Origin of the sequence: Ruminococcus sp. OM04-4AA, from assembly GCF_003462585.1 — a bacterium.
Classification (GTDB): Bacteria; Bacillota; Clostridia; order Lachnospirales; family Lachnospiraceae; genus Mediterraneibacter; species Mediterraneibacter faecis.
In genome coordinates, this window is the sequence record NZ_QTZH01000152.1 from 1 (window position 1) to 1,165 (window position 1,165).

The following is a 1,165-nucleotide window of genomic DNA, read 5'->3' on the forward strand; positions in this document are numbered from 1 at the left end:
TTTATAATTTGGGACTTATCGGTTTTCACTTTCTTCCGATAAAATTCTTCTTTTGAAACAGGTTTTGCATCCATCTTTTTTTGAAAATTTATTCCACTAACAGAACTTTCATATACAAATTGTTTTATTTCATCCATTTGATTTGTTTCATAATATTTTACAAGCATCACAAAAAACTGTTCTTGATGTTCTACTGGAATACTAATGATTCCTTTTCCATTCTGAATCATCACCTGATTTGCTGCAAGTTGCGCAACACGTTTATTTCCATCATAGAAAATTTGACTTCTCATTAAAAAGAGCATTAATGTAATTGCTTTTTCTGTTATAGAAGTATCTTGATTCATAATATTATGCACTTCATCCGATATTCTGATCATATCAGGAATTTCTGGTTTCCACGTAGTTCCTCCAATATTTACATCCGAACTTCTTAGTTCGCCTGCAAGTGGAACAATCTTATCTCCTATAATTTGGCTTAATTGGCGAATATAGCGCAGATCAATCGGATATTCCACTGTCTCAAGTACAAACTCCCATGCATGTTTTAAATTGTTGACTTTGACAATATCATCAACTGACATACCTGCCACTGCTCTTCCTTCATAGATTTCATTAGTTTCCGGAAATGTAATTGCAATTCCTTCCAGTTTAGATTCCTTATATATACTGTCAACAATATTTCTCTTTGCAAGAAAAATATTTTCTTCCAGCGTAAGTTGATATTTATCTAACATCCGTTTTCTTCCTTTCTCCAGTTCACCACTGATAACTTGTAAGTTATTGATCTTCCAAGTATTATCTAAAATATTTCCAATGCGTTATTCTTTAATTTTAGAGATTATTTTCTCTCTGTCATCTTCTGTCTCTACATATTTTATTATATCTCTTGGTTGCATTTCCAATATTGCGCATAATCTATTCAAGTTATCCAATGTTATAGATGTATCTTTTTCACGGAATTTTTTCATTGTTGTTTGCCCAAAAATCCCTGTTTTTTTTGCTATTGTCGTATTTACACCTATTCTATCAAGTTCCTTTATAACATCGATCTTATACTCTAACATATTTTCACCTCTCCTTTATAACATCGATCTTATACTCTAACATATTTTCACCTCTCCCATATAACTCTAGATATAGTTTACTATCAAAAGAAAAAATT

At 31.1% G+C, this 1,165-nt stretch carries 2 protein-coding genes; both read right to left on the bottom strand.

What is annotated here, in order from left to right; translation table 11 throughout:
* A partial coding sequence (locus DXB52_RS15845) for a Fic family protein (RefSeq protein ID WP_118108080.1) occupies positions 1–737 on the bottom strand: 737 nt, incomplete at its 3' end.
* A gap of 84 nt (positions 738–821) precedes the next feature.
* Positions 822–1,067 (bottom strand): helix-turn-helix domain-containing protein, encoded by a 246-nt coding sequence (locus tag DXB52_RS15850; RefSeq protein WP_118108082.1) that lies wholly within the window; start codon positions 1,065–1,067, stop codon positions 822–824.
* Positions 1,068–1,165 lie beyond the last annotated feature (98 nt).

Excerpts from the sequence above, each read along its gene's own strand:
- DXB52_RS15850 (WP_118108082.1), bottom strand. The coding sequence starts at position 1,067 with ATGTTAGAGTATAAGATCGATGTTATAAAGGAACTTGATAGAATAGGT.